Source organism: Campylobacter concisus, assembly GCF_003048445.1.
GTDB classification, from domain to species: domain Bacteria; phylum Campylobacterota; class Campylobacteria; order Campylobacterales; family Campylobacteraceae; genus Campylobacter_A; species Campylobacter_A concisus_BF.
Genome location: NZ_PIQW01000003.1, coordinates 1 through 23,388, shown reverse-complemented (window position 1 = coordinate 23,388; position 23,388 = coordinate 1). Strand labels below are relative to the sequence as shown.

Annotated in this window: 24 protein-coding genes and 1 CRISPR repeat array; of the genes, 8 read left to right on the top strand and 16 right to left on the bottom strand. The window is 33.8% G+C overall.

Going from position 1 to position 23,388, the window contains the following annotated elements:
* Positions 1-1,135: 1,135 nt before the first annotated feature.
* The 4 genes from CVT14_RS02255 to cas1 form a co-directional block, all read right to left on the bottom strand.
* Positions 1,136-1,363, bottom strand: coding sequence for a hypothetical protein (locus tag CVT14_RS02255; protein WP_107849592.1), 228 nt, complete (start codon positions 1,361-1,363; stop codon positions 1,136-1,138).
* Between the two features lie 167 nt (positions 1,364-1,530).
* A complete protein-coding gene (locus tag CVT14_RS02250; RefSeq protein ID WP_107849591.1) occupies positions 1,531-1,767 on the bottom strand; it encodes a hypothetical protein in 237 nt (78 codons plus the stop codon).
* A gap of 155 nt (positions 1,768-1,922) precedes the next feature.
* A CRISPR array of direct repeats spans positions 1,923-2,854; the repeat unit is 37 nt; unit sequence GTTTCAATCCCCTTGATCGGGTCAAATTTGTTTAAAT.
* A gap of 445 nt (positions 2,855-3,299) precedes the next feature.
* Positions 3,300-3,575, bottom strand: a complete 276-nt coding sequence (gene cas2 / locus CVT14_RS02245) for a CRISPR-associated endonuclease Cas2 (protein ID WP_103572440.1) — start codon at positions 3,573-3,575, stop codon at positions 3,300-3,302.
* Complete coding sequence (gene cas1 / locus CVT14_RS02240) at positions 3,575-5,809, bottom strand: CRISPR-associated endonuclease Cas1 (protein WP_107849590.1); 2,235 nt, start codon at positions 5,807-5,809, stop codon at positions 3,575-3,577. The genes cas2 and cas1 overlap by 1 nt, the downstream gene beginning before the upstream one ends.
* 661 nt (positions 5,810-6,470) lie before the next feature.
* Here cas1 and CVT14_RS02235 point away from each other — a divergent pair.
* From CVT14_RS02235 to CVT14_RS02205, 7 genes are read left to right on the top strand one after another with little or no spacing between them, the layout of a single operon-like run.
* Positions 6,471-6,680 carry a hypothetical protein gene (locus tag CVT14_RS02235; protein ID WP_141088392.1) on the top strand — a complete coding sequence of 70 codons (210 nt, stop codon included), beginning with the start codon at positions 6,471-6,473 and terminating at the stop codon, positions 6,678-6,680.
* Positions 6,661-7,497, top strand: a complete 837-nt coding sequence (cas6, locus tag CVT14_RS02230) for a CRISPR system precrRNA processing endoribonuclease RAMP protein Cas6 (RefSeq protein WP_103616510.1) — start codon at positions 6,661-6,663, stop codon at positions 7,495-7,497. Before CVT14_RS02235 ends, cas6 begins: the two co-directional genes overlap by 20 nt.
* Entirely contained in the window at positions 7,484-8,992 is a 1,509-nt protein-coding gene (gene cas10, locus CVT14_RS02225; RefSeq protein ID WP_103616509.1) for a type III-A CRISPR-associated protein Cas10/Csm1, read from the top strand. Before cas6 ends, cas10 begins: the two co-directional genes overlap by 14 nt.
* Entirely contained in the window at positions 8,989-9,396 is a 408-nt protein-coding gene (csm2, locus tag CVT14_RS02220; RefSeq protein ID WP_103616508.1) for a type III-A CRISPR-associated protein Csm2, read from the top strand. The genes cas10 and csm2 overlap by 4 nt, the downstream gene beginning before the upstream one ends.
* 9 nt (positions 9,397-9,405) lie before the next feature.
* Complete coding sequence (csm3, locus tag CVT14_RS02215) at positions 9,406-10,044, top strand: type III-A CRISPR-associated RAMP protein Csm3 (RefSeq protein ID WP_107849589.1); 639 nt, start codon at positions 9,406-9,408, stop codon at positions 10,042-10,044.
* Positions 10,044-10,931, top strand: a complete 888-nt coding sequence (gene csm4, locus CVT14_RS02210) for a type III-A CRISPR-associated RAMP protein Csm4 (protein ID WP_107849588.1) — start codon at positions 10,044-10,046, stop codon at positions 10,929-10,931. Before csm3 ends, csm4 begins: the two co-directional genes overlap by 1 nt.
* Positions 10,921-11,979 (top strand): RAMP superfamily CRISPR-associated protein, encoded by a 1,059-nt coding sequence (locus CVT14_RS02205; protein ID WP_107849587.1) that lies wholly within the window; start codon positions 10,921-10,923, stop codon positions 11,977-11,979. Before csm4 ends, CVT14_RS02205 begins: the two co-directional genes overlap by 11 nt.
* A 437-nt stretch (positions 11,980-12,416) precedes the next feature.
* Here CVT14_RS02205 and CVT14_RS02195 read toward each other — a convergent pair whose 3' ends face one another.
* From CVT14_RS02195 to CVT14_RS02175, 5 genes are all read right to left on the bottom strand, one after another.
* On the bottom strand, positions 12,417-14,867 hold the full coding sequence (locus CVT14_RS02195; RefSeq protein ID WP_107849586.1) for an aminotransferase: 2,451 nt from the start codon (positions 14,865-14,867) through the stop codon (positions 12,417-12,419).
* Positions 14,857-15,219, bottom strand: coding sequence for a plasmid mobilization relaxosome protein MobC (gene mobC, locus CVT14_RS02190; protein ID WP_103616388.1), 363 nt, complete (start codon positions 15,217-15,219; stop codon positions 14,857-14,859). Before mobC ends, CVT14_RS02195 begins: the two co-directional genes overlap by 11 nt.
* 152 nt (positions 15,220-15,371) lie before the next feature.
* Positions 15,372-15,917 carry a hypothetical protein gene (locus CVT14_RS02185; RefSeq protein ID WP_107849585.1) on the bottom strand — a complete coding sequence of 182 codons (546 nt, stop codon included), beginning with the start codon at positions 15,915-15,917 and terminating at the stop codon, positions 15,372-15,374.
* Positions 15,895-16,197, bottom strand: a complete 303-nt coding sequence (locus tag CVT14_RS02180) for a hypothetical protein (protein WP_103616386.1) — start codon at positions 16,195-16,197, stop codon at positions 15,895-15,897. The genes CVT14_RS02185 and CVT14_RS02180 overlap by 23 nt, the downstream gene beginning before the upstream one ends.
* 551 nt (positions 16,198-16,748) lie before the next feature.
* Positions 16,749-17,621 (bottom strand): helix-turn-helix transcriptional regulator, encoded by an 873-nt coding sequence (locus CVT14_RS02175; RefSeq protein ID WP_103616385.1) that lies wholly within the window; start codon positions 17,619-17,621, stop codon positions 16,749-16,751.
* A 108-nt stretch (positions 17,622-17,729) separates the two neighbouring features.
* On the opposite strand from CVT14_RS02175, the gene CVT14_RS02170 reads away from it, so the two are divergent.
* Entirely contained in the window at positions 17,730-18,332 is a 603-nt protein-coding gene (locus CVT14_RS02170) for a hypothetical protein (RefSeq protein ID WP_103616384.1), read from the top strand.
* On the opposite strand, the gene CVT14_RS02165 is transcribed toward CVT14_RS02170, so the two are convergent.
* The 7 genes from CVT14_RS02165 to CVT14_RS02135 form a co-directional block, all read right to left on the bottom strand.
* A complete protein-coding gene (locus CVT14_RS02165) occupies positions 18,329-19,420 on the bottom strand; it encodes an HP0729 family protein (protein WP_103616383.1) in 1,092 nt (363 codons plus the stop codon). The genes CVT14_RS02170 and CVT14_RS02165 overlap by 4 nt on opposite strands.
* A gap of 2 nt (positions 19,421-19,422) precedes the next feature.
* On the bottom strand, positions 19,423-19,818 hold the full coding sequence (locus tag CVT14_RS02160; RefSeq protein WP_103616382.1) for a hypothetical protein: 396 nt from the start codon (positions 19,816-19,818) through the stop codon (positions 19,423-19,425).
* 36 nt (positions 19,819-19,854) lie between these two features.
* Positions 19,855-20,085 (bottom strand): hypothetical protein, encoded by a 231-nt coding sequence (locus tag CVT14_RS02155; protein WP_103616381.1) that lies wholly within the window; start codon positions 20,083-20,085, stop codon positions 19,855-19,857.
* A 495-nt stretch (positions 20,086-20,580) separates the two neighbouring features.
* Positions 20,581-20,967, bottom strand: coding sequence for a hypothetical protein (locus CVT14_RS02150; RefSeq protein WP_107849584.1), 387 nt, complete (start codon positions 20,965-20,967; stop codon positions 20,581-20,583).
* A 91-nt stretch (positions 20,968-21,058) separates the two neighbouring features.
* Positions 21,059-21,658, bottom strand: a complete 600-nt coding sequence (locus tag CVT14_RS02145) for a hypothetical protein (RefSeq protein WP_103616379.1) — start codon at positions 21,656-21,658, stop codon at positions 21,059-21,061.
* Between the two features lie 120 nt (positions 21,659-21,778).
* Entirely contained in the window at positions 21,779-22,678 is a 900-nt protein-coding gene (locus CVT14_RS02140) for a hypothetical protein (RefSeq protein ID WP_103616378.1), read from the bottom strand.
* Between the two features lie 70 nt (positions 22,679-22,748).
* On the bottom strand, positions 22,749-23,388 hold a 640-nt coding region (locus CVT14_RS02135), incomplete at its 5' end, for a hypothetical protein (RefSeq protein ID WP_159071739.1).

The window sequence follows — 23,388 nt, the reverse complement described above, 5'->3', positions numbered from 1 at the left end:
AACCATTGATGGTGACGGCATCCACATTCATATTGAGTGGTAGCAAGTCACTTGCCAATATGTAAAAATCAAAAAATGGGAGGGTTAAATATGCCATTTGTTTTAATTTTAGAGGCTCTCGCTAAAGCGGCTATTGAGTTTTATGTTGCCAAAAAGGCTATCGACGTTTTAACAAACAAAAAAGGTAGATAACATGCCAATTTTAATAATACCAACCATAGAGGCTATAACTAAAATTGCTATATCAGCATATACACTATATAAGATAGGCTCAAAAATTTATAAGGAGATATGTGATGAGTAATAAAGACTTATTGTAGATTGTAGAGATAATGTCTCCATATATAGCGACATTATAAAACTTGTTTCTATTTTAACTGCCGTTACTATCATTGTGTTTTTGATTTTGCTTTCATTATCATCCTTTTTTATATTTTGCTTACTATGAGATTATTTTTTCACCTTCATTGCTTCCTATGTGTTTTAATGTTACTTCTATAATCTCTTACCTTTATATCCATTGTTCTCAATATTTTGCAATTATAAAGTAAAATATGAACAATCTACATCAACAAAAATGAAAGTATAAAAAAATGGTAGTGATATTTATAGATGAAGTAGTTTTAATTTTACATATAAATGTAAACTCTAATCCCATTGATCGGGTCAAATTTGTTTAAATATCTTTTTGATTTATTTTAGTACGACCTACTCCAAAAAATTTCAGTGCAATCGTTTTCAAGTAAGTTGTCACCAAATTTATATAAGACTATGCCTTCTAGTACGGTTAGACCTACGGCTAAAACCATAGAAGTAGTGCCAGATGCTTTGACTTTAGCTTTTTTATTAAGAAAATCTAATTCAGTGTAGAGACTATTTTTTCTTATTATTAAAAGTATTATTTAAAAAGTTATTATTGTATCCCATTGCCTTTTCTTCAAATAATCTAATCTTTTTGTTGTTTTTTGATAATTGCTTTGGTTAATCTAATAGTCTCTTCTAATAAAACCGACTTCTTACTAAAACTTGTCTCGTTTTAAATAGCTTCTTCTAATATACTTATAGCACTTTCGTAAGCTTCTTCAGTCATATCATAGGTAGTTATCAGATCATTCATATTTTTCCTTTCAAGTAATCAAGTTTCTATTAACTTATCACCAAATTTCTCAATAACCAAGTAACTAAGCCCAAGCACCCCTGCTATAAGAAGTATGCTAGTCATCCCTTTGGTATTAACCTGAGTATTGGCTTGGCCGTAAGAAAAATTAAGATTTGACTCCGTATTATTAATAATATTCTCAAAAAATTCTTTAATAATCTCCACTGATATTGGTGATGTAGTTTCTGGATTTAAAATTTTCATAGTTTTCTCCTTATTGTTCTTTCTTTATTTTGTTATTTATCTTATCGGCTGCTACTAGTGCTTCGACAGTCTCTAGCGTTGAAACAGTTAGCTAGTAGGTTATCATGCCTATTTGTATAATATCTATTATCGCTCTACTTGTAAAAATTGCTATTATTGGTAACATCTTATCCTCTTGTAAAGTAGTTTTTCTTTTGTTTTAATATCTTTTTAAATTTCATCTTTGCTATGTCAATAAAGTCTAAATCATGCTTCTCTAAAACTCTTGAACCACATTTAGAGCACTCTGTTACTATTTGGTCAAAGTAGTCCTTGTCTAACACATCTGATCCTTCATAGTCAACGTAGTATATCTCTTGGCAGCCTTTGCAGATGAGTTTATATTTTTCAACTCTATATTTCATTAATTTTTTTCCTTTCCATATATTTTGTTGTTTTCTCTTCTTGTAAATATGTGGCAATTATAAAGTGAAATATGGACAACATGTGCCCATAAAAATAAAAATATAAAAAATGATAGTGATATTTTACATGAAGTAGTTTTTACATATAAATGTAAACTCTGATCCCATTGATCGGGTCAAATTTGTTTAAATTCGGTGTCATCATGCTTAGTTAGAATATCAAAAATTAACTAGTTTTAATCCCCTTGATCGGGTCAAATTTGTTTAAATTTTAGGTGGTTTGAAGATGCAAACGACTATTACGAGTTTCAATCCCCTAAATCGGGTCAAATTTGTTTAAATGACAGATTGCACCTACTATAAGTTCAATCTGATATTGTTTCAATCCCCTTGATCGGGTCAAATTTGTTTAAATTGCTGAAAAAGTTTTAGCCGAAAGCGACAAAAGCGAGTTTCAATCCCCTTGATCGGGTCAAATTTGTAAAAATATTTCTCTAAAGCTTATGCAGAGTCAGCTGTACAATCGTTTTAATCCCCTTGATCGGGTCAAATTTGTTTAAATGCTAGTCTAAAAACAGATCCTAATGATGCATCTGTAGAGTTTCAATCCCCTTGATCGGGTCAAATTTGTTTAAATGAGATAAAGTTGAAAAGAGTTTGAACTACTTACCACAAGGGTTTCAATCCCCTTGATCGGGTCAAATTTGTTTAAATCCTATGACTAAAGATATGGTAAACGAGATGACATGTTTCAATCCCCTTGATCGGGTCAAATTTGTTTAAATGAGTGTGCCTACATCAAGATCCCTAGCCAGTTTAATGCTGTTTCAATCCCCTTGATCGGGTCAAATTTGTTTAAATTTAACACTATACGTTAGAGATATTAACGGTAACAACAGTTTCAATCCCCTTGATCGGGTCAAATTTGTTTAAATAGTCTAGAATACGGAGATATAGAGCTGGTTAAGTATATAGTTTCAATCCCCTTGATCGGGTCAAATTTGTTTAAATAAATCAGTTAGCTACAGCTAATGTACTTAATAAAGTACAGTTTCAATCCCCTTGATCGGGTCAAATTTGTTTAAATAGCCTAAAAGACTATTTTTACAAAAGAAAAATTAGCAAAATTATTTAAGAAACCGGCTTTAAAGATATCCAAAATTCGCGAAAAGCTCAAAAAAGTTCGCAAATGTATGGGTATGAAAAAATACTAACTCCATAAAATTAACAATAATAAGTGAAAGAACCCCTAAATTTAGGCATTTGTCATCTTAAAAAAGTTCGCAAATCTCCTTTAAAAATTTCAAATTCTATAGGTTTGCGAACTTTAAGCGGTATATAAGTTTCGCAAGGTCCTAAAATAGGCTATCCTAAACTTAAGCATAACTAAAAGTTCGCAAATGTATGAGTGATATTTTGAAAAAAACTAGATTTGCGAACCTATTTCGCGAGATTTTAGCCAAAAAGGGTCAAATTTCAGCTAAAAAAGTTCGCAAATCAAAAATCCAAAAGAAATTTAAGAACGACATAAGCTAGACAAAGAGCTCTTGCGCCTCAAAGATACCTTTTTTATCACATAGCTCAAAGCTTTTCCCCATGCAGTTTTCGCATAGCCTGTAAAATCTCAAGCTATCTGTTTTGACGTTTAGCAAAGATCTGGCGGACTTTATCAGTTTTTTGAGCTTGGTTTCATTTATCTCGCACTCGAAGACGCTAAAATTTACGCGGTAGCCGATGCCTTCAAGGATGTCTGAGAGCTTTTTGCGATTTTTATCGCTTTGTATGTCGTAGGCTATTACGAATTTCATTAGAATTTCCCTACAAAAGGTCTATAGCTTTTGCTCTCGCCGTTTATGAAGCGAGCTAGGTCGTAGCACTCTTGCATGATTATGTTTTCGCATTTGCATGACTGCTTTTTCCACATAGTGTAGCTGCCGAGTTTTTCTTTCATATTTTGTGCTATGAGCTTTTTAGAAGCGTCGGTGAGAAGCCCCTCTTTGTTTAGTGAGATAGGCTCATCTTTGTTTAGCATAGAGACTATGACTCTATCTACCATAAATGTCCTAAACTGCTCTATCATGTCAAAGACTAGGGTCGGCTTTGTGCTATCAAGCGCATGTAAAAATGAGATATGTAGGCTAAGCCCTGCTAGATATAGGCACTCTTGAACCTTGGAGTAGAGTATGGCGTAGGCGTAGTTTAGTGAGGAATTTACGATGTCTTTGGCGCCAAATGTTATGCGCTTTTCAAATTCTAGCGGCAATATGCTCTTTATGCCATCCCAGTAAATGGCGGCTGCCGAGCCCTCAAAGCCCATGAGCTCGTTTGTGTTTTTGACGTATTTTAGCTTTCTTTCTAGGATGTTTTCTAGTTTTAGGATGTGTGGATTGAGAAATTTATGGTATTTGTTTAGGTATTTTAGATAGTTAGTTTGGTTTCTTATCTTTGTCTCGACAAAAGAGGTGGCGAGATATAGCTGGGCTGGTGTGTTTAGGAGCATGGCTTGTTTGTGTGCTGTCTGTGTAGAGGTGCTGTTGTAAGCTAGCAAGGTAGCGTATGGGACGTAGTGCTTGTCTATAAAGTCAATATGGATCTTTTCTCTTGCGCAGCGCCATATCACCGCAGAAGATAGTGAGATATACTCGCTATCAACGATGATGCGTGAAATTTTAGAGATGGGGAATTCTTTATAAATTTTGCCGTATTGCTTTATAGTAAATTTATTTTTGCTAAGGCCCAGAAAGACGCCTATTTGATTGATATGGAGTGTTGAGTCGGAGGCGATCTTGGTGGCGTAGAAATTTCTCTTTTGGTTTATCTTGCGGGGCTCGTTTTCGTAGCTTTTTTGAGATAGATATTTGTCATAGCCTTTTGTTATGGCTAGGGTTATCTTGTCTTTTATCTCGTTTTGACCAAACAATACTCCAAAGTCGATCTTTTCAAGATAGAGGGTGAACTCTTTTTTTGAATTTATGGTTTTATTTTGCTTGTATAGGGCGATCTTTTGAGCTAAAGAGTCTATGAGGTGCTCTTTTATCTGCGTTATCTGCGGTGAGTTTGGTGGTATGATCTTTAGATAGTAGTTTTTAAGCGTAAGCAAGATGGCGTTTATCTCGTCTATATAGTCTATGAAATTTGACTTTTCTTTGCTTGCGGAGTGTAAATTTGAGATGATCTTTTGAATTTTATCGTTATCCACGCAGCGGTTTTTACCAAAGAAGCGAACGCCCAAGAAGACAAAACCGTCGTTTACGTTTACGACTTTGGTTTTTTCTTTGTTGAGAGATAAATTTAGTAGTTTTAAAAAGTCATCTAGCTTTTGCTCAAATTCGGTCGCTTTGTCTTTTTCTGCAAAGCATACTATAAAGTCATCTGCGTATCTTATAAATTTATCTGTGGTCTTGATTATAAACCTATCCATTAGATCAAGATAGATGTTTGATAGCATCGGAGATAGTATATCACCTTGATTTACGCCGACTTTGTGCTCTTTAAAGTCGTGCTTTAAAAATCCACCTGTTTTTAAAAAGAGCGAGATAAGGTTTATGATCTTTGTGTCTTTTATATGTTTTTGCAAAATTTGTAGTAGCTTGGAGTGGTTTACCGACTCGAAAAAGTCTTTTACATCGGCCTTTAGTATCCAGCAGTCATTTTCGTTTATGAAACTGCTGGCTCTGTTTATGGCTTTGTAGGTGGATTTGTGTGGGCGGTAGGCGTAGGAATTTGATAAAAATGTCTCGTCGAAGTATGGACTAAGCTCTGAGTATAGGACTTTTTGAACTAGTTTGTCTTTTATAGAGGATATGCCTATGGGTCTTACGCCATTGCGATTTTCTTTTGGGATGTTGATCTTTCTTAGCGGTTCTGGCGTGTAGGTGCCATTTAATAATGAGCTTATGAGATTGTCTGCGTTTTCGTCAAAGTTCTTCTTAAAATCAGCATACGAGATCTCGTCTAAACCTAAAGAATTTGCAGAAATTTCGTCAAATGCAGAGCTTAAAGCAGCTTTTGTAAATATGTGTTCTAGATTTTTAGTAAACATTTTGAATTTACCTTTTTAAATGTGGTATGGGTCGCTATATCCCCTAGAGCGGGTCAAATTTGTTTAAATTCCGCGCTTTTTGAAGTGATCGGATACACATACGGAAAAAGTGGGTTTCAATCCCCTTGATCGGGTCAAATTTGTTTAAATTATGCAGACATAGAAGTTTTGACTAACTACGAAAAGTTTCAATCCCCTTGATCGGGTCAAATTTGTTTAAATAAGAGTGATAGTATCGATATTATCACAACCTTTATATGCATGTTTCAATCCCCTTGATCGGGTCAAATTTGTTTAAATACAGAATAGTCATCGGTGAAAAGCAATATGCCGTAAGCTGGTTTTAATCCCCTTGATCGGGTCAAATTTGTTTAAATACAAAAGCAGGCATCATAAAACTAAAAAACACAATAACGTTTCAATCCCCTTGATCGGGTCAAATTTAACAATGATAAGTAAAAGAACTTATTTTAAATATCTTTAAAATCACAAATTTTTGAAATTTTAGCCAAAAAGATGGAAATTTAAGCTAAAAATCAAAAGTGGTGAAGGTACGCACAAAATATACAAAAAATAATAATTTTTAAACAAAAATTTAAAAATCATAAACATTTACCTTTAAATCATATATAATAAGACAATTTTAAAATCGAGCGTTGAAGTGAATAACGAAACTAATATGATCTTGACCTTTTCTAGCGATATAAGGGCGACAAGAGATAGTCTTGGCATGCTGATAAAACTACTAGAGCTTAATAAATTTATCCCCAAACTTAAAATAAATAGAAAAAATGCTCTAAAAAAGAGCATGGTGGGCGTGGTTTTAGACTATGTGAAGATAAGGAGTTTAGATGAGGTATGCCGAGCTTAGAGTGAAATTTGAGCCGTCACAAAAGCCGCCATTTTTTATTGGCTCGCAGGTGCGAGGAGCCTTTGGGTATGCACTAAAAAGCGTAAGCTGTATAAATCACGTCCATAAGTGCGACGAATGCTTTGCAAATGAGAGCTGTTTATACTACGACTTTTATGAGAAGAAAAATAGCTACCATAGATATAGGCTGGACTTTGAGCTAGGGGCTAAAGTGTATGACTTTGGCATAGTTTTGCTAGAAAGCGCGTGCGAAAAACTACCATATATCGCCTCTGCGGCATATATGATGCTAAAGAGATATGGGCTTGGTAAAGATAGGCTTAGGTATGAGAAATTTGATATGTTTGTAAATGGTGAGGCGTGTATGGCGGAGGATAAAATAAGCCTGCCTAAAGAGTACGTGAGAGAATTTAGCTTTGATGGTGATGAGGGCGATGTCAGGGTTAAATTTATAACTCCGCTTAGGATAAAAAAAGATAATGTTTTTTTAAAAAATGACAATATAAGTCTAAAAGAGATACTAAACTCCATCTATCAAAGAAGGCTTGGTCTCTTTGGACAAGCTCACGAGGCGCTAGAGTGCGAGATAAAGGGCGAGATAACCAAAAAAGACCTAAAATACGTGGAGCTAACTAGACGTAGCAATAGACAAAATACTACTATGAATTTTGGTGGCTTGGTGGGGTCTTTAGAGATGAGGGGTATTAGCAAAGAGTGTATGGATCTACTAAAGCTAGGTGAGATAATAGGCGTAGGCAAGCAGACTGTTTTTGGACTAGGGAAAATAGAAACGGAGGATATGAATGAGCAAATTTAGCAGTTATTTTAATGATGAGTTTGTCTCTTTGGAGCAAGGATCTAAGAGTATAGATGAGATATTGCAAGATAGGATGTTTTTAATAGGTGGAGACTTTTACGGGATACAAAAATTTATATTTGATAACCTAGGCTCAAAAAATGCGGCCAAGGTACTAAGGGCAAAGTCTGCATTCTGCGAGCTTTTCATGATGGTCTTGGCTAAATTTATCTGCCAAAAACTGGGCATAGATGAAAAATGTATCTTATCATGCACGGCTGGTAAATTTGAGATACTATCCCCTAAATTTAATGAAGCTGCTTTTAAAGAGATAAAAGGCGTTATAAATGCTTATTTTATAAAAAATTTCTTTGGCGTTAGCGGTGTTAGCCTATCTTGCGTGGAGTGTGAAAGGGCTGACTTTACGGAGCCTAAGCGATATAAAGAGCTAAGGGATAAGATCAGCAAGGCTGTGGAGCTAGAGAAATTTAAAAAGTTAAATTTAAAAGAGCAAGAACCGGTGCTTTCATACGACAAGGGCATAACAAATCAAACTCTTTGCAGGATCTGCAATATAAGAAAGATAGCTCACGACAAAGATAAATGCGAAATTTGTGCCGCCTTTGTACGTCTTGGCGAAAAGCTAGCTGGCGATAGTAAGAAGATAAATAGCAAAGATATAGGCATAGACTTTATGGATGTGGATCTTGAGATAAGTGAAAATATAAGATCATACGTCGCTAAAAATGCGGGCAGCATAGTGGATTTTGAAGATCTGGCTAAAAAATCGCGCGGAGATAATGCGATCGCCGTGATAAAAGCTGACGTGGATAATATGGGAAATTTCATAAAACATAGCGATGTTACGCAAAACTTTGCAAATTTTGACACCTTTTCAAAGGGGATAAATAACTTTTTCTCTTTATATGTGCCAAGAAAGATGAAAGAGAAATTTGAAAATAGCTACACGGTCTTTGCGGGAGGAGATGATCTTTTGATAGTTGGTAGCTATGACCAGATGATAGAGCTTGCCGTTTTTGTAAGGCAAGAGTTTATGAAATTTATAAAAACAAAGGATCTAAGCATCTCTTTTGGTATCGTTTTAGCAAAACCATCTACGCCTATAAGCTTTCTAGCGCAAACTAGCGAAAAGTGGCTGGAGAGCTCAAAAGAGATGAGTGGAAAAGATGCGATTAGTATCTTTGGCGAGACTGCTAAATGGGATAGTTATCTAAATGTCAGAAGTCAAATTTTAGATGAATTTACTAAATTTAATATAGACAATACGACGTTTTTATATAGACTGCTTGAGCTTTGCGAGATGAGTAAAAAAGTATGCGAGGATGTGAAAAATACGATGTGGAAGTCAAAGCTAAGCTATAGCTTTACTAGAAATATGCAAGGTGGTGGTGAGATGAATGAGCTACTTCTTATGCTAAATAATGCGATAGAAAACAATCCAAAGGAGAGTAAGATGGCTATTTGTGAATACATATATAAAAGGAGAGAACGATGAGTGGATACAATAGAAGTGGCGGTGGCAACTATAATGCTGGCAATAAACCGCAAGCTGACTTTTTACCGCCGATAGTTTTGGACTACAAGAAAGATCCAAATTTATTTGATAAAACGGCCCATGATGTGGCAAAAGCAATTGAACAAACCAAACCTGCACAAATAAGAGCTTTTTATGATTATGTCATAAAACTAGAGCGAGACGCACAGACACAGAATTTTAGCGAAGTTTTGCCATTTGTAAAGATGCTAAATTCAAAAGCGGCTTACTCTAAGTCAAGAAAATGCTCAAGCGATGAATTTGTCGAGATGATAAATAAATGTGTGGCTCAGGTAAAGACAAAAGATGATTTAAGGGTATTTAAACTCTTTTTTGAGGCCGTTATAGGCTTTGCTAAAAAATAAGGAGAGAATATGAAAATTTTAACTTTAAAGGGACAAATAGAGCTTTTAAGCGGACTTCATATAGGTGGTGGCGATGATACTATGAAGATAGGTGGCATAGACTCACAGGTGATAAAAGATATAAATACAAATAAGCCTTACATCCCTGGAAGCTCACTAAAAGGTAAAATGAGAAGCTTGCTAGAGTGGAATAATAGGCTGGTTGGATATGGTGAAGGAGAGGTCTTTAACTCTAAAATTTTAGAAAAAGTACCAGAGCCAGATAAAAAAGCGGCGCAAAATTTACTAAAAATTTTTGGCGATAAAGAGAATAAATTTGGCATTACTAGGATAAGCATTGGGGATTGTTTGTTATCTAAAGAGTGCGAAGGGCTAAAACTAAGCGAAGCAAAATATGAAAACGTGATCAATAGAGAAAGTGGAACTGCCGAACATCCTCGCCAGATCGAGCGTGTGCCAGCTGGAGTGAAATTTGACCTTGTTATTAGACTAAAAGTTTTTGATGAAAAAGAGCCTTATAACGACAACGAAAACGAACTAAAAGAGATGGTTGAGAGCGGACTTAAGCTAATACAAAACGACTATCTAGGCGGTAGCGGCTCAAGAGGTTACGGAAGGGTTGAATTTACAAATTTAAGGTGGGAATAATGACACTTTATAAAACTACCATAACGCCCAAGTCAAATTTTACAACGCCACTAAAGGGCGATACTTTGTTTGGACAAATTTGCTGGGCGATCAGATATAGGTTCGGAGAAAATAGGCTAAATGAGCTACTAAGTGACTATGGCAAAAAGCCATTTTTGATAGTGTCTGATGGCTTTGCTAGCGGGTATCTGCCAAAGCCTAGCATGCCAAGTCATCTTTTGGGCGAAAATTTGGAGCTAAAAAAAGAAAATAGAAAGAAAATTTGGCTTAGCATGGAGGATCTGCAAAGCGGAAATTTCAAAAACGCTAAAACAAGTGCTGAAGCTGGCTATGAGCTAACAAAAAACGCAACGATAAAAAACTCCATAAACTACCATACATTTATGACCGATGAGAGCGGTAAATTTGCGCCTTATGCTTTAATGGAGATGAAATTTAGCAAGCAAGATATCTACTTTTTGCTGGATGATAAATTTAAAATTGATGAACTAGAAAAAGCGCTTGAAGTTGTATCTAAAAGCGGCTATGGTAAGAGAGCTAGCATAGGCAAAGGAGCGTTTGAGTATAGTGCATTTGAAAAAGTATCCGTAAAAAATAACTCAAATGCCTTTATGACGCTTAGTCCAGTTGTGATAGATGATGAAAATTTAAAAGAATTTTACTATGAGCCATTTACTAGATTTGGCAAACATGGTGGAGGGCTTGCAAGCACAAATCCTTTTAAAAGCCCACTCCTAATGGCAGATAGCGGTAGCGTGGTGGTATATGATGAAATTTGCGAGAAAGAGTATATAGGAAAGGCTATAAGCGGACACTCTACAAACGCAAACACAGTGCACCAAGGATATAGCATACTAATAGCTACGGAGATAAAAAATGCACAATGAAACTAAAAACTATAAGATCAAACTAAACCCTATAAGCCCTATACATATAGGTACTGGAGAGGCCTATGAGCCCATGAACTACGTCATAGATAGAGGCGCGGATGATAAATACTATATGTATGTGTTTGATGAATTTGAGTTTTTTAAAAAACTTGACGAGAAGTCTAAAGATGAATTTATGAAGATAATGGATCACTCATCAAATATTTCTTTATTAAAATTACAAAGTTTTATTAAAAATAGAATGGCTCTAGCCAAGAATTTACATTATCGTAAAATTTTAGTATCTAAAGACTTTGGAAAAGAATATATAGAAAAAGCGGGGAAAATAGTCCAGATCGAAAAAGATGCTAAAGAAAATATAAATAAACTAGTAGTAGAAAAAACATTTATATCACCTAATTTAAATAAGGCAATAATCCCAGGAAGTTCATTAAAAGGTGCGATAGCTACGGCTTTTTGGGAGATGAAAGTTATAGATGATGAGCAACAATATAATGATGTTAAAAAAATCATGAGTGCAACCAATAAGAAAAATCCTTTTTTTAATCTATTAATTTCTGATAGTAAAATAATAAAATCAAGCATTTTTATTGATATTGCAAAAAATATAAAAAGAAATAAGATATCAAAAGATGGACTATCTGTAGTGTATGAGGCTATTTCAACAGAAAGCGAGTTTGAGGTAGGTTTGGTCATAAAAAATAACGCAATAAAAATAGAAGATATTAAAAATGCCTGCAATGATCATTATTTGCCTATTTTTGAATCTCAATTTGATGACAAAACGGATAAATTTATCAAAAAAGAGCTTGAAAATGAGTTTATTAAAAAATATATGAATTTTAAACTTGCTGGTAATCAATTTTTATTACGAGTTGGCAAACATAGCGGTGCAAGGGCTGTTACGGTAGATGGCGAACGAAAAATCTTAATCATGCAAGGCAAAGGGAAAAAGCCCAAAATATCAGAGGAGGAGACTACAGCTTGGCTTATCAATAAACAGCCGTTTGGGTGGCTACTTTGTGAAATTTTAGAAGAGGATTGATCTTTTAAAAACAATGCAACCTAGTTTTTAACGCAGTTGTAACTAAAAAATTTTGAGTAGAGCTATATTCACTTTCTCAAAAAGAGTTAAACCATAGCGATGAAAATTTGATAGATATTTTAAGTGATGATATAGACCATCGATAAGCTCAGAGAAACAAAATATCTCTGATTTGGTCTATATTTTAACAACGCTCTAAAAAAGGCTCATAAAGATACCTAAAAATTTTTGCCACTGGCACAGACGTGCTGGCACATCTGCTGCAAATTTCATCAGCGCAAGAGTTTGAAAAGTCTTCATGCAAAGGTGCTATTATGCTGGATACAGAGCCGTAAAACTAGATGATGATATGTTTGCTTTGCCATGGTTTTATGGATTAGAGACAGCTAAGAAGATGCAATGCTAATAATTTGGCTTCTATAACAGCTCATAATAGTCTATCTCTCAAAACTATCATATCCTGATTTTATATTCTGTTCTTTGGCTTCTACTCTATCTGATGGTTGTTTTGTTTGCTCTGCTCCAAAGTTACTATCAAGTCCTTGACTATATAACTCTTGCTTTGTTATTTTTAGTGAGCCAAATGATATATGATCATTTGCTAGAGAGATCTTATCTGTTTTATAACGCTCCTTTAGCTTATTAAAGCCTTGCATATCTTGCCAATCTTTCATATAGGTTTTTATATTATGAATTAAGCCTTTATAGTTAATCTTAGCTATATCTGACAGGTATTTTTTAAAGTTTTCGGTTCTATTTATAAAAGCTAAATAGTGTCTATTTATATCTAGATGGTTATCGATATCTTTTACGAAGCCTTCATATTCATTTTTTGTAATACTTAGCTTTTGAATGAGATCATCATCATAAAATCCAGTTTTTATCTTTCTGGTTGCTTCATAAAATTTATCTCTAATATAGATATACGGAGTATAGTGTCTACTTTGGCTAAAAGAGTAGGCTGTGTTTTCTTCTGGCAAGTATAGGTATCTGTCGCTATTACCAGAAAGTATTTGATGATTTTTATATTTTTTAACCATACTACTCTCGTCAAAGTATTCTATTAGCTCTTTTATAGAAATCTTTGATGATATAGCTTGGTAGCTTGCTCTTTTAATATGTGAGTTGGTATCTTTTGGCTCACAGCTAAGCTCATATCTTCTTAGTTTTTGTAAATCTTCATATATAGCTTTAATCTCCATATTATTAATATCTGTTTTTAAGCCAGCATCTTCAATGGCTCTTGTATTATCAAAAGTTTTTCCTCTAATGCTTACAACCTCAGATCCTGGCACTGGAGTGTAGTGAAATTTACTATGATGCAAGCTGGAGTTATTTACTATGTTATATAACCCAAGCTCTCTTGTTATCTCTTTTATGTATTCATCATATTCATTTAAGCTTGGAGCCTTTGTTGTGGGTATGATGAGTTTAAATTCCTCTACTTTTGTATCTGGTGCTTGATAAGTGGTTGGATATATGAAGCCTTTTATCCCTTTGCTTTGCAGTAAATTTTGAGCATCACTTATAGTAAATTTGGGGCTATTTATATCATATATAAGCGTAGGAGTTATGCCATCAATACCGCTAGCTTCTTCACTTTTATCTTTGAAACTTGCCACTGATATAGCTGAATAGTTTTTAAGTATTGATTTTAGGTTGTATGGCTCTATTCGTATCGTTTCCCAGTTATTTAGCACTTGAGTTTTTGGGTCCTTATTTAGCGCGCCAAAGTCACTGCTCACACTCAATGTTATCTTTGGCTCATTTTTATTGGCTTGAAGCTCTATAAGCATTTGCTCTAGTTCATTAACCACGTGAAATAACGCTCCTTTTCTACCATTATAGACTATCTTGCACATTAGATCAGTTAGATTATAAGTTCCCTTAAACCCATCCACTCTTGCTTTATATTTATCATTTACCATTTCAGCTTTTGCGGTGATGTTAAATTTTGCATTGATCATAGGTAAAAATTCTCTTATATCCACTGCATTAAGCCTCTTTGCTCTATCATAAGAGCTTTTTTTGAGACTCTCATCTTCTTCTATCATTCTTAATAGATAATCAGCTGTAGAATTTCTAGCATCAGCTAGCAGCTCTTCAACACTTATGTTTTGCTCCTTTGTATTAGCTTTTGGCTCGATAACTACATCTGTTTCTATCTTCATTTGCGTATCTTTTTCTTTGCCTTTCTTAACCTTTTGTGCTGCACTTTTAAAGCTTTCATATTGTTTTTCTAGTTGGTCTTCATCCATACCTAAAGGCTCTATATTATTTAGACCATACTTGTTAGATAAGATGTCATTAACCACTCTTTTAAATTTCTCTGCTGATTTAGCCATAACAGCTTTTACTTGTTGCTTGGCTGCACCTTTTGTATATATAGCTCCACCAGTTTTTACACTATGGGTAAATTTCATATTTTCAAAAGAGACTATTAGATGGATGTGAGGCTCTCTTTTTAGTGGTTCACCATTTTTATGTTTCTTGTTTAATACTTTGTTTTCTAGTGTCCCTTCTGGACGAGGAATGTATGGCTCTTCTTTGATTATAGGCAGATGAGCTTCAACGTAGAAAAGTAGCTCCTCTATGTCGTGATTTGGGAAAGTTAGTTTCAAAAAATCCATTATAAGCTCATATATATTGCCACTTTCATATAGCCTGCTCCACTCCTCTGAAGTAAATGACAAGGATATATGATAGTAGTTATATTTCTTGTTCTTTTTCTTTATCTGGTGCTTTTCAGACATCTCTATAAGATCTAAATTTCCAGCCAGTGGCAATCTATCATCTTTTTCATCTCTAGTTAGCTTTGAATCTCTTTTCTTGCCAGTTTTTAAATAATCAGCTACGCCTTTTTCTCCCTTTGAGATCTTAACTATCATAGCTACTCCTTATTATGCTTAAAATTTCAGTTAGGACTGATTGAATTTTGTACAAATCTTCTTGTGCTCGCAGTATCACTTCTAAAGCTATATTACCACTAGTCTTATAAGCTATATTTAGTCTCTTTGCTATTTGATTAATGTTATTAAAAGGTCTAGAAAAATATGTAATTATTGATGCATCTAGCCCTTTCTTTTTTATGGATTCAGAATTTACAGTGCCATTATCTATAAGATAGGAAATGATTTCTGATCTTGACATATCTAACTCTAGAGCTATTTTAGATAGCTTATCGTATTGTTGATAAGTGATCCTTGCGGAGAGCACCTTATCCTTGACATTTTTTGACATATGATATCCTTTCATAAAATGTGCTAGCGAGATGAAGCGTTTTAACGCTTCTTATATCTCGCATTGTAGCCCTCGGCAGAGCAAGATTATACAAGGTATGAAAACGAAGTGTCATACATTGTATGTGTCTTGCTATTAGAAAAATTTGCTTACTACTGAACATTGCTGTCGCCATTTTTGTTTAGCCATTTAGTAAAATCTTTGCTAGCTTTTTGACTATCTTGGTTGTAGATATGGATGATAAAGCCTTTAAGATTAGACACATCATAAAGTGCTTTATCTAGCTTGCTTTGTAGTGCGGATTGGGCTTCGTTTGTCTTATGGCTATCATAAAACAGGTAGCCAAAAAAGAAGATCGCTTCTATAAATACAAAGGCAATTAATGCAGATACTATCTTCTTAATCAAAGAGCTAAAAGATGAGTTGATCTTCGATATGGTTTTGTCTGCACCTTTTAGAGTATTTTTAAAGTTGTTTTGAATATCTTCTGTTGCATTTATAAGTTCAGCACTTCCTTGCTCTATAAGCTCTATTTTTTCTTTAAAGCTTTTATCAAAGCTATCTGCGGTTTGATTAAAAAGTTCAATATTATTTCTAATATTTTCAATAGCCTTATTGCCCATTTCGATATGTTCTTGTAGAGCAATTACGGCATTTGCCGCAACTGCTGTATCGCTACTCTTGATTGTTAGTGCCATTGCTTAGCTCCTCATATTCTTTATTATCTTCGTTGGGTACGAGAATATGACATGCATCAGAGGGTTGATTGGCATTTGTTGCCTCATACTCTTTCCTCCATTTGGAAAACTCCTTATTTGATAGCTTTACGCTAAAACTTTTTTCGATTAGTAACTTGCACTCTTTGAGTGTTGCTTGTTGTGGAAACAATACTTCAATACATGCTTGTCTAATCTCCTCTTTTTTCTTATTCTTTCTAATGGTTTTTAAATCATTTAAAAGTGTATTTTTGCTTGCCATATTTTCCTCCTATGGCTTTTAAAATTTTACAAAGACAGCAATAGCCATCTCACCAAATTGGCATACCTATAGTGTGCCCATTGCTTTCATATAGTAATTGTTGATAAGGTTTTTATTTAAGTATTTTGAAAGTAGATAACGATTACAATAGGAGTCCCAACAACCTATCGTAAGGGTTATCTTTTTCAAACATTTAAAAGAAATCCTTACTCTTAATTGATTTTAGCCATCTTAACCTCCTTGAGTAAAATATTTTTGTTTTTAAATTTGCGTGTATTATAGGATATTTTGTTGGCTAGATTATTTAAAGTGGTAAATAATTATTGACTTTTATTTCAGAAGTACGATGTATCAAGGGTTTTTGCTTATGATCTATTTCATATCATAAAAATACTTATAAATTACTTAATGCTAGTATCTATATTAGGAATCGAAACAAATATCTTAAAATTATAGACAATGAATGACCTTATTTTCAAGTAAAAAATAAAAATGTTTTATTAATAACATGTATTTCTTTAAAAAGATAAACGAAAAATATTACATAATTATCAACTGCATTCTAGATAGTCCCTAAGCAATTTCTCAAATTTTACCCTTAGATACTCAGGCTCTTTTATCTTGATAAATGGCAGCCAGTATTTGACCACGCGCAAGATCTCATCGTCATAGGCTACCTCAGTGCTTAGGATAATCTTATCTTTATCTTCGCTTATTATTTTAAAATTTGGCAAGAATTTCTTTCTTTTAAAGTAGCTCATCGCCTCGCTTTTTATCTCTAGTATCACTTCAAATTTTATGTCCGAAAACCAGTTTGTATCGTTTTGCTTGATGCGGTTTGTAAATTCTTCATTTGGCTTAAATGTGCTATCTTTTATCTTTATACTTTCAAGCTTTGAAAGGGTGAAATTTTTAAGCCTATCACTATCATCTGCTAGCAGGTACCAGACGCCATTGTTGTTTATCAGTTTATATGGTTTTAGTGACCTAAATTTAGCGTTATAAGAGCACTCAACTATCTTATTTTTAATGATAGCAGCGCTTATCTCTTCAAACTCGGCTCTTGAAATTTGCAGATCCTCAAAGCCTTGATTTTTGATGAGATAGGCCTTGTTTAGCTTCTCGTTTAAGATGTCGCTTATAAATTTATCGTCTAGGTCCGGAAACAAAGACTTCACCCCACTAAGTATGGCAAATGCCTGGATATCTTTATAGCTAAGCTTACCAAGTGCATAATCAGCCAAAAAGTATTTGCCATTTGCTTTTTCTATGGGCAGTATATTTAGGCGCTCAAAGTCCCTTAAAATGGTTCTTTTATTGACACTAAATTCCTCTGTGAGCTCATCTATGCTAAGTCTTGCTCCGTCATTTAGCTTTATTAAAATTTGAGCGAGCCTAAAGGCTATCTTGTCGTGAGAGTGCATCTTAAATCCTTTTAAAATTTTCGTTATTTTATCCTAAAAACAGATCAAGACACAACCTGTCAATGCTCTGGTGTAAATTTCATTAAATTTTTTAAAAAAGGAGAAGATATGAGCTTAGCCGAGATCATAGATCAAGCAACAAGTAATGTAAAAATAAATGAGGCAGATAGAAATAAAGTGCGCTACTACAAAGAGAGGTTTAGTGCATTTGAAAAGATAATAAATGATGAAAATTATCAGATAAATGGGCTAAAGCTTTCAAATTTTCACGATTTTACTTCGTATGAGCAAAATTTAAAAGATATAGACAAAGACCTAGTTGATATGGCTAGCAGCGCTATGTTTATAAATGAGTTTAATGGCCACTCTGCAAGCATAGGGCTAGATATATCCGACATTAAAGGTACTATGGCTCATAATGGCATGCCAGCGATAGTTAGGGGTATTTCTAGTGGGCAAGATGCTATCCAAAATGCTACCAAGCAAGCCATGCAAAAACTTCTCTCATCAGAAGCAGCGGTTAGGTCTGTGACGGCTTGGTTTGAGATAGAGGAGAGTATGGAATTTTCAGACTTAACGGAGGCTATAAGTATCATAGAACAGCATCTTGAGCCAGATAGTGACATAGTCTTTGGAACTACAAGTGATGTTAAAAACACAGGCACTGCCACAATAACCGTACTTGCTATGGCCTCAAGAGATGTATGCTAAATTTTATTTGCCTCCACTCTAGCTTTTATGAGTTTAGCTAGCACGCTGCCTTCTCCTACTCCTACTATCTTTGCTCTTAGTTTTGTTACATCGGCATGGCTAGGGGCTTTGGCATGGACTGTTTCATTGCGTAAGTCTTGGAGTGATGTTATTACTTTTGGCAGGGTTTTAGCTACATAATTTTGCAACACATTTCCTTCTAGCGCACCTTGGACAAGATAGTTTTTAAAAAGAAATTTATAGGTTCCTAAATTTGGTTTATTGTTAAATATATCAGCAACCGTAAATTTTGAGCCCTGAACTTCATAGGCTATCTTTAGGATGGCTGGATTTTTATCTGTGAGTTTTTTAAAAAGCACTTTGACAAAGGCATAAATTTCTTGCTCCATAGTCTTTGAGTATTTGACTACGACCGAGCTAAAGTCATAGAGTGGGTTAGATATGTTATCAAGATACTCTATCTCGGCTGAGATGATGTTTTCTATGCTGTCTGGGTGCATGAGGTTTATCAAATTTTGCCCAAAGCAGTAACGTGTCAAATTTTTCTTGATCTCTAAAAACTCATCACTCTTATAAACGTCAGGATAGAATTTACTCTCGTCATCAAAGTAGCTCATACCTTGTTTTGTATCTATAATGAGTGGATAGACGTAGGCGTTGCCATAGACTGCGTATGTGTGCCCATTTACCGTGAAATTCGCTAGATAGTTATCTCTAACACACTCAAAGTCGTTTCTAGCTAGCTCCCTTATGTCGCTTATCACAAACCACTTCTCTACATCAAGTCCTTTTTCTTTGTAATAGCTCGGTGCGATCTCGCTCATATCATCGCTTGTGATAGAGGCGACCTTTGCTACAAATAAATTTGAATAGTCGGTTAAAAAGAGCTGCAAAAATTTGGCATCGACGCTTGAGCTTAACTCTTGAGCAAACTGCTCTATCTGCTCCTCAAAAGGATTTATCATATCTCGGCGCTTACTCTTTATCTTGCCAAAGGCTACCTTACCTTTGTCATTTAAAATTTTAAGATGCTGCTCGATGACATCACTTTGGTAGTATGGGTTGTAGAGAATGAGGATGTTGTGCATTTTTATTCACTTCGCTTTTTTTCTAATGTTATTTCTCCTTCGACATTGTCAATTTTTCCGTTAGCTCCTATTTTTATGTCGTATCCATTTGTTACTAACATAACCAAAGTAATACCAAGAAAAAATACAGACATTATCGCTACAATAGAAAGACCAGTTGTGGCTGCTATTGGAGCTGCTAAGGCCATAGACAAACCACCTGTAGCTGGTGCAAGAGCAAATGCAGTAGTAAGTATAGTTATTGTAATACCCATTGCTATCTTGCCTTTTTTCTGTAATTCTTTTGTAGCTTTTACTTTTTTTGCCAATTCACCTTTGACTACTATTGTATCGACTTTATTTTTTACGGCTTCTTCTAGCTCTTCTTTTGTGCTTACCACAATTTCTTTCATATTCATTGACTCCTAAAATATTTGTATAATTTATTGACTGAACTATTTAAACATATTCTTAAAATACGCACTAATAAAGTTAAAATATGTTTTACTCATAATCTTTTCTGCTGATATACTTTTTCTATCAAATTTATCATTACCACATTTTGGACACACTTTTGGTATCTGGGCCATATCATCAGCGTCTAAACAATCACTGCTAAAATGAACCACCTTTTCGTAACCGCAGTTTGTACAGCACATTTTAAATGGATTTGGACGTCTTGGCATTGTTTTCTCCTTAACAATATAATAAACAAAGTTTGTCACATCCTATATGATTTTGAATTTTTACTACAAATGATATGACAAACTAAACATAAAATTAAATACTCAATTTTAATTTCATACAAATTTGCTTTATAAGCTCCTGTAATGCTGGCAAATATAAATTTAGTGCCAAAAATTTAATGATCTTATACATAATATAACCAAATGATAGATCTAGAAAAAGTCTCCACATTTTTGTTCCTTATCTTTAAAAATAGACGTGTAGACGGACTTTAACTCTGGTAAAATTTTCTATGCTAGAGAGCTTTTTTTGCAAACTTTGTAAAGAAAGAAAAAGGTGACCGATCCTCTTATTATTCTATCTAGCTCGTTTTCTTCTAATATATCGTTGTCAGCGACCAAATTACTCATATTTATATCGTCAAACCACTATAAAAGTTTAATAAAAATTAAATAGTAATAAATTCATAAACAACCGAACTTTCTATTTTTCCACTATGCACTCTTTCCGCCATAGTAGTTTTTATAAAACCTAGCTACATCTTTAAAAGTGTAGGCTAGCTCCTGTATAGAGCTGGCACCCTTTAGCAAAATGCTAGCTGTAAAAAACAAATCTTTAAGCTCCTCTTTATCTTTGGCCTGCTCGCCAGCCATATTTGCGAGCATATATCTAAGCATAAACGAAAGATCGCTTAAAATTTGTAAATCATCATCAGTTTTTACAAACCTATAAATATCCAATCTTTGAGCGCTAAATTCAATGATACTTCTTGTGGTAAACTCATCTTTAAAAAGCACAATAGAAAGTTTATTCATAATTTGATCTAGCTCATAAGACTTACCAAAAGCTTTTGCTCTTAGAAATTTATCAGTAGTACTCATCTTGTCCGTCCCAGCCTCTTTTTGATTGATATTTTTAAAAGCATTTGAGCCATTTCTTGCAAAATGCGAAAAAGCTTGATATTAAACCTCCTCACGCAAAGGCCTTTTTAAAGTAGTCATTCTCATAAATTTCTATCCACTCATGCAAAATGTCTAAAACCACATCGATATCTTTCATCTCATTTATCTGACGAAGCATGGTTACAAATTTATTGTTTGCTTCAACTAACGCGTATATGAGTCCCGCTTGATGTGCATCTACTTTTAAAAAGCTATCCTCCTCTTTTGTATCATCTCTTTTTTGCGTGATCTTTAGCAAGATATTGCTTAAGACGTTGCTTAGTCTATCTAAAAAGCTAGTATCTCTTTTGCTGTTATTTACTAAGCAGATTAAGGCAAATTTATACTTTTCGTCATCTTTACTAAATTCTATGACTTTGGCATTTTCAGCACCTATAAATTTTCTAAGGCCACTTTCTTCAAGTATAGCAGGCAGTGCTCTTTGTAAATTTTCTACACCTGCATAAATTTCTAAAAATTTATCTTGCATGGTGCTTTTATCTATCTCTTCATTTGGGTTTTGGTTAGATTGATTTAAATAATCGCAATAATGCTCACTCTCACTAAAATATTTACCAAGCCCAAAACCTATAGCTCCAAGCGCCACGCCACCTATGATATATCTTAGCATTTATGCTCCTTTGATTTGATTTATGGTGAAAATTTAACCTAGTGGTGTGACAGGTTGTGTCGTAGCATGTGAAGAGGCTAAAAAAAGATACAATAATTAAACATTTGTCTATCAAAAAGCCTAATCATACTTATTGTTCGTATTTATTGTAAAAGTATAATAGTCTTTTAGTATCACTATATGTAATTCAGCATTATATTCTGGCGGTGTTGTAGGAAAATTCTTTAGACTTATATTTTTTATATCGTAACGTAGAAAATAATCTAAATATTTTGACCTATATTCACTTACTGCTTTATAATTATCCATCATATTGCTATATTCTTTTTTGAAATCTTTATAATTAGTAGTGTTTAAATAGGCTATAACTGCAATAGGATTGTTTGAAATTATATTCTTTAGCTTATTTTGCGCTACTAGCAAAAGTGCAAAGCCTAATATATCTTTTTCGTTTATTCTGATATCATTTTTTGGAACCATGTGTTCAATTTCTGTAGATTGATCATGCGTATATGTTAACAGCCCCTTCTGATCTTTAATCTTTAAAAGCTTTATTGTTTTTTTCATTGCCTCTTCATCAAATAAAATTTTTAATTCTATCTGATCTACTATCGTATTTATTTTACTTAGAGCATCTCTTATTTGTTCAGGTGTATAAACGTATGGATTGGCTTGCTCGAAGTGCTTTTTGTATATAGTTTGCATGGCATCATACGCATTTATTAGTTTTTCTTCTTTTAACTCTTTCCAGTCTGGCTTCTTGCACTTTTGTATATCAGTTATAGCGGTTTTCATGCTATCGCCTGTTATTTTAGTAACATATTCTATGATTAAATCAATCTCGACCTCTTTATTGGAGAGAGCATTATACATATGCATTAGATATTCTGGTGAGATCTGATGGGTTCCTAATATTCTTTCTGCCCAAGCATGTGCAAGACCAAAATTCTTACTAGATGTCGTTAAAAAGTCCAAAGCAAGAACTGCTGCCAATACATTATCTTTTATTCTATCTAACATTTTCAAAACTCCTTTTAAAATATAAGCAACATTTTAACAACAAAATGTGACAGGTTGTGTCAATAAATTTTTATTTGATCCACCTTAATGTATTTTTTATATCAAGGCACTCATTTAAACTAATTTTTTCACCATTTTTAATTTTTTCCATCACTTTTATTGTTTTCTCAAAATGCTCATTTATTATCCTGGAAGATCTAGATAAAAGACGTTTTGCTATTTTATTACTTCTTATCTCTTTATCGTTACAACTATTTATATATTTATAAATTTTTTTGGTTGTAATAAAAAGTTCTCTAAAATCCTTTTTTGTATAAGCCTGATCCATATTGTCAAATAACTTACATAAATATCTATTTTCAGGAAATAATAATTCATCTTCACTAGAAAAAAATATACTAATTAAAGACTCCATAAAACCAACATCTTCATCGCAGATATATTTTTCAAATTGTATGTTTTCTATATCCAAGAAAATTTCTTTATAATCTTTCATGGCTTCATGTTTATATATTTCATTCGTATCTACTTTAACTTTACTGTTATTTACAATATATTTTCTAAGAATAATACGTTTTATGAAAAAATCCACTATTGATACAATAAATTTTATTAGATTTTCGTAGATAACTTCCATATTTAATTTAAACAATACCGAAAACAAAAAAACAATCAAAACCGGAATAGATAATATCAAGCAAAAAGAAATC